The sequence below is a fragment of the Microcoleus sp. T2B6 genome (genome assembly GCF_036700475.1).
GTDB lineage: Bacteria > Cyanobacteriota > Cyanobacteriia > Cyanobacteriales > Microcoleaceae > Microcoleus.
Genome location: NZ_JAUBOZ010000126.1, coordinates 13,485 through 19,483, shown reverse-complemented (window position 1 = coordinate 19,483; position 5,999 = coordinate 13,485). Strand labels below are relative to the sequence as shown.

Genomic DNA, 5,999 nt, shown 5'->3' with positions numbered 1-5,999 from the left:
CTCCGGAGCTGTGTAAAACTCACTGTTTCTATACTATCCAATCCGGTGTCATCATTAAAAACCTACCCCTGAAAGCCCGTGCCTACCCCCAATCTATCGGGCAACCACGGGGAGTAGGGGTCGGATTGCCCCTACAATAATTATGAGAATGATTTAGGATTGCTATATTCAAAATAATTATGATGGAGATATTGCCGAAGCTTGGCAACAAAACCGCCAGGAATTACAGCAGCTAGATCCATTTTCGTTTCTTATCAACAATCAGTTAAATCGCCTCAACGCTCACTCTCATCAAGCTTACCGCTTGCTATGCCGTTTGGGAGCTTGTCGCTATCAACAAATTGAATGGTTGCCAGATACTTGTATCAAAGCTTTGCTGTGGGATGTAACGCCAGCAGAACAATTGAAAGTAACGCGGCAGTTGTGTGACTGTTCTTTGCTACAATTACATCGGGGCAAATACCGAATGCACCCAGCGATTCGGGCGGCAGGTTTGAATCAGTTACAGAATAGCAGCGAATGGGAACAAACTCAAAGGGCGATCGCACAACATTGGTTTTCTAGTGTAGAACATATTCAATCCCCTCAGTTAGGTTTGCACGTTTTAGAAGCTTACTATCATTTCCGAGAAATTGAAGATTATGATTCAGCGTGGGATGTATTGTGCCGCCCCTGCCATACCTATTTTACCAGAAGAATTGTTTCTATATTTTTTATCGTGGGGATACATCAGCCAAACTTTAGAATTAGCAGATAAACTGGTAAATCGAGTTTCGCCTAACCGGGAAGCAAGTCTGTATCGCTGCATCGGCGACTGTCACGCCTATTTGCTAGCAGATGGTTTTGAAGCAGCTCTAGAATATCACCGCCAAGCTCAATTTGCCGCTAAGCGTGAAGGCGATAAATGGACAGAATTAAATTCATACAGTGATATGGGTTTGTGCTATAGCAATCCTAAATGATTCAGATAAATTTGTAGGGGTAGTGCTACCCCTACTCCCCGTGCCTACCCCCTATCTATCGGGCAACCACGGGGGGATTGCCCCTACAATAATTATGAGAATGATTTAGGATTGCTATATATTGCTGCTGGTGAATACGAGCTAGGATTAGCTATTTATCAAGCAAAACTTAATTTAGCTTTATCTCAAGTATCTCCTGCAATTCAATCTCGGCTAAATAGTTGTTACTGCGAAGTTGCTCTCCTACATTCATATTTAGGACAAGCGAGTGAGGCGAAGGCAGCATTGAAAGAAACTACAAGACACTTGCAACAACCTTTAGAAAGCGTTCCGCCTTGGCAAGCTTGCTGGGATTTGAATATGGCTGGTTTAGCTCAAAAACATATTGGCGAGTACCATTAGTGACAAGTTAAGGTGATGAGTAAATTGTCAATGGGGTATTTACATTAAGTAAAAAATGGATGAAACTCATAACAGGTAAGTAATTGGGGGATTGAGACGGGCCATGACCAAGACTAGAACTACAAATCGAGATCACGCCAAGAAGAAACAACGGCCAATGATAGAGGATGAAGTAATTGCCCAACAACTCGAAGCATTACTGACACCAGCCATGCTCAACCAGAAAAATTCCTACCGTCAACTGGGGCGAGCGAGACCGCATTCTCAACTTGCCCCTGATGATGGCTGCGGTGTTAACCGGTTCTATGGCGAGATGTAGCAGGGGTAAGAGAACTGACTAGAATGTTAACTAGATATGGTTTTCTGTGGTGTAATCCCACCAAAGTCAGCCAACAAGGACTCTCACAAAGATTTTTCACCTTTCCTGCCGAGCTATTTGAACAAGTATTTAAAGACTTATTGCCAAGGTTAAGAACAAATTGGCAAAGCAGAAATCAACGAACCTTACCAGAAAGTATTCAGTTTACATTAACAAAATTTGAGCAGATTTGGATTATAGATAGTTCAATATTAGAGGCATTGTTTCGGAAATTATCAAGTTTATAAGAGACTAAGGTCGGACAACGGGCGGGAAAAATAAGTACAGTAATTGATGCGAGTAAATCGACTACCAGTAGAAATCTGGTTTACCGAAAATGCGAAAGAATTTGATATAAAGCTTGAAGAAAATATCCTCAGTTTAGTCAGCGAAAATACGTTGCTATTATTAGATAGAGGATTTTATCACTTTAGTTTTTGGTTGAAATTAATTGACCAAAAAGTTAAGTTTATTAGGAGAATAAAGAAAGGAGCAGCAATCAAAGTAGAGCAAGTGTTTACAGATAGTTATGGACTGCGAGACCGTAAGATACGTCTGGGGTCTGGAACAAAGAGAACTCCGTTTATTACTTTACTTTTGATTGAAGTTCGTTCAGGAAAAGCCTGGCATTCCTATTTAACCACTGTCTTAGAGCCAGAGATATTACCCCTTATGTAGTTGCAGATTTATATCGACGACGTTGGCGGATTGAAGAGGCATTTAATATAGTAAAAAGGCTGTTAGATTTAAGCTATTTATTGACTGGTTCAATCAATGGGATTAAATTACAAATTTGGGCAAGGTGGTTATTTTATGCGGTTTTAGTAGACTTAGGTGATGCAGTAGCCGATGAACTAGCTATACCTTTTGATCGGATTTCTTTAGAAATGATTTATCGCGGTCTTTATCATTTTACGATAGCTCATCATAAAGGTAAAGCAACCGATCCAGTTAAATATTTTGCTGCCCCAGAAAATCGCGATTTAGGAATTATTAAACAGGAGCGAAAACCAAATGTTAAGTTAATCGTCGCCCCTTTTCCTGAAAAGCAACGAGGTTCTAACCAATTCTTTTTCAATAATTCTCCAAAAGCCTCTTGACAAAAAACTTACAGCCTTAACTTGTCACCAATGGTGATGCACGGGTTTTGATCTATTTTACCTGTTTTTTTTGCACCTGACTTGCATCGCACCAGTTCTTAACCCATGCCACGTCAAGTGCGATCGATATATTCAGCAAGCCCTAGATAGTTACAAAAGTTTTGGGCGGTTTTTGTTGGGTTCGATTTAAATAAGTCAAGGGTTCGGTCGATCTGGCCTTGCCACAAAAATCCCTTGGCTTTAGCTAGGCGTTTTAACGGGTGCATCTCACCTTTGCAGCCCTCCGCTAGAAATTGGAGTTTTGAGGCAGGAGGCAGGAGGCAGGAGGCAGAAGGAAAGAGGCAGAAGGAAAGAGGCAGAAGGAAAGAGGCAGAAGGAAAGAAGAAGAAGGAAGGAGCCAGAAGAAGGAATGAGCCAGAAGAAGTATTTTTACAAATATGAGATGCTCCCGTTTTAACGACCCTCCCACTTTATACAAATTTTCAATTAAATGATACCAATCTAAGATTTCGCGTCGGGTTTTACCCGGATTCAACTGGCTAATAATCTTCCATATTCCCTCATGTCCATCACCTAAACATGTTAATAAATAGGCTAAAGGTTGATGATTTATATAGTTAATTAACGCTTCATTGTCTTGATAAAAAGCCCCATAATAACTTTCATGTAACCGCACAGCCTTATAATCTTGCCAATGAGAGCCTTCTCCCAAATTCCCTCTCAGACGGACTTTCCCTCCATCTATGCTAGTTTCCTCAACCTCAATTTTGGCTATAGGTTCTGACCATTCTTGTTTTTCTACTAATCGATGCAAACAAGTGTGTCCAATCTTGACTCCCGTCTGAACTTCCATATATGAGGCCGCATTTTCGTAGGAAAGATTAGCAATTTGACGGAGACAGCATTTTTCAAATAATGGAGATCATCTAGTTGATTTCTTAACCTCTAATTTTTTGGCCTGTTTTTCAGTAATTCTTAGTTCACCAATACAGCTTTTTACGCTCGCTGAGGTCGTCCTTGTTCTGTTCCCGTTGCTTGTTTGATAAAAAAAAACCGATTTGGGGGCCGATTTTTTCAAGCCCTTGTTGCCTGAGATGCTTTTCAATATTTTCCAGACTGGTCAGTTTACTGGGGGGTGTATTGTTATACAAAATTTTAGCAATTTCTGCCGTACAGGATTGCAACCGCTCTAGTTCTTCAGGGGTCATGGCTCTTTTTCTCGACTTTTTTTGACGCTTCTATTGATTTTAACTATTTTACGCTGATTTGGGGATATTTACAAAACCGGGATGCTCCCGAGCGATTATTGGGTCGTGTCCAGGTCAAAATGCAGGTGATTGGTGCAATGATATCGGAAGTTGGTGCATTTGGCTTTTGGTATTTTAAAGTCCCAAAAGCCTTTCTATCCAACTTATTTGCTCGCTACCCCTTGACAGATCAAGACAGTATCTACAAAAATCGCGGTTGCTCGACCGGACATGATATCAAAACTCGGATTTTTCTAAACGTTCGGTGCTATGCTTGGCTCTTTGTTGGGATTGTTTTCTGAAGATAATGAGATTGGATTTTTCACCGCAGATTAACGCAAATTAACGCAGATAAACTGCCAAGGAAATCGGCGTTTATCTGCGTTAATCTGCGGTTTCAAACCTCTTATCTTCCGAGATCAACCAATACGGTTCACTTAAGGAAAATTGTAGCGAAAATGTTGGGTTTCGTTCCTCAACCTAACCTACGCACGATCTGTTTTTTAGCACTAACTGAACCGTATTCCTAGATAAACGTCAAGTCAAATTCCGAAAGAGCAGAAACCCCAGTTACACCATTTAACTTCGCCAAAATGCGAGAATCGCTGCCGGTGAGGTTATTGCCATTGCCGTCATAAATGATGTAAGTATTGCCGCCGGAATCGTAGGCAAACAAGAAAGCACTTCCTCCCAGAATATTTGCAGAAACAGTTGTCTGCACATTCAGCAGAACTTGGCTGTTACCGCCCAGATTCGCAAATCCGGGGGCAAAATTAAACTGATCGGCGATCGGCACACCGAGACCGTTAAAATCAGTAATCACATCGTATCCGCCCGCCGCGATCGCAGCCTCGATCGCCGCCGAAGAAGCCGCATCAAAGCCAGGCCCACCTTGTGCAGGGCTGGTATAGCGGTATTGATTGCCGCCGCCGCCCCCCGTCATGGTATCTGCGCCGAGGCCGCCTACGAGCACGTCGTTATCCACACCGCCGTTAATCGTATCGTTGCCGCCTTGACCATCAATAGTATCGCTGCCCGCCAAACCGTCCAAATTGTCCGGCAAAGAACCCCCAACTAAATTGTTAGGCCCGCTATCTGCAGGCAAGATTTGAACGGTGATAGTACCTACACCCGGAATTGTCCCGAATCCGTCGCTGACGCTGTAGGTGAAAGCAGTTGTACCCGCTACGTTGCCGGGGATGAATTGCACTTGAGAGACAAGATTTACAGCTATCCCCAGTTGCGGTGTGCTGACATTGATAATGTTGAGCGTCCCTTTTTGCGGACTGGAATCGTTGGCCAGCACATCGATGAAAGTGGGCAGCGAATTATTCGTACTCGTAAATACGATGCCGTCATTGACAGCAATCGGCGACAGGGTACTTGGAACAGTTACGGAGGTATCGAAAGAATTGATGTTAATCGCCACTGACGCTGCTGCCGTGCCGCCTTGGTCGTCAGCTACGCTGTAGCTGAAAGAACCGGCTGGCCCGATCGCGTTTGTTCCAGGTTGGAATTTCAGCCCGAGTAAATCCTGAACGGTTAACTTTTGGTTCACGGCGACCGGGCTCGTACCCGTAATTACCTGACCAAAAGTAGGATTGGGAAGTCCGACTACCGCGATCGACAGCGGCTGGCCCTCCGGGTCGCTGGGCGCCGAAATGCTCAGAGACAGAGGCAAATTCTGCAAACCAGTCACCGTCTTGCCCGCTTCCACGATCGGCGGCTGGTTAGGAGTCGGAGATGTAAAACTCGGCGGAGTCGGCCCGCCGCCCAAAGGCGGAGGAGTTGGGGGCGCAGCAGTTGGAGTGGGGACGATCGAAGGACTCGGACTCGGAGTTGTCGCGCCCGCAGTCGGACTCGGACTCGTACCCGGAACCTGTACCGGCAATGCCCCCGTACCTGTGCCGCCCCCAGCAGGAGCTGTCGA

The 5,999-nt window shown here is 44.1% G+C and carries 6 protein-coding genes and 1 pseudogene; 4 read left to right on the top strand and 3 right to left on the bottom strand.

Features of this window, described 5'->3' with window-relative positions; genetic code table 11:
* Positions 1-304 precede the first annotated feature (304 nt).
* The 4 genes and pseudogenes from QUA00_RS32255 (at position 305) to QUA00_RS32240 (ending at position 2,822) form a co-directional block, all read left to right on the top strand.
* Positions 305-757 (top strand): hypothetical protein, encoded by a 453-nt coding sequence (locus tag QUA00_RS32255; protein WP_333305118.1) that lies wholly within the window; start codon positions 305-307, stop codon positions 755-757.
* A complete protein-coding gene (locus QUA00_RS32250; protein WP_333143460.1) occupies positions 699-962 on the top strand; it encodes a hypothetical protein in 264 nt (87 codons plus the stop codon). The genes QUA00_RS32255 and QUA00_RS32250 overlap by 59 nt, the downstream gene beginning before the upstream one ends.
* A 111-nt stretch (positions 963-1,073) precedes the next feature.
* On the top strand, positions 1,074-1,364 hold the full coding sequence (locus QUA00_RS32245; protein ID WP_333143461.1) for a hypothetical protein: 291 nt from the start codon (positions 1,074-1,076) through the stop codon (positions 1,362-1,364).
* A gap of 157 nt (positions 1,365-1,521) precedes the next feature.
* Positions 1,522-2,822 (top strand): annotated as a pseudogene (locus QUA00_RS32240) (IS4 family transposase).
* 286 nt (positions 2,823-3,108) lie between these two features.
* On the opposite strand, the gene QUA00_RS32235 reads toward QUA00_RS32240, so the two are convergent.
* The 3 genes from QUA00_RS32235 to QUA00_RS32225 all read right to left on the bottom strand — a co-directional run.
* On the bottom strand, positions 3,109-3,675 hold the full coding sequence (locus QUA00_RS32235) for a hypothetical protein (RefSeq protein WP_333143462.1): 567 nt from the start codon (positions 3,673-3,675) through the stop codon (positions 3,109-3,111).
* Positions 3,676-3,802: 127 nt separating this feature from the next.
* Positions 3,803-4,030: a hypothetical protein gene (locus tag QUA00_RS32230; protein WP_333143463.1), complete on the bottom strand. Its 228-nt coding sequence runs from the start codon at positions 4,028-4,030 to the stop codon at positions 3,803-3,805.
* Between the two features lie 565 nt (positions 4,031-4,595).
* Positions 4,596-5,999 (bottom strand): Ig-like domain-containing protein (locus QUA00_RS32225; protein ID WP_333305111.1); only part of this gene is annotated, 1,404 nt, incomplete at its 5' end.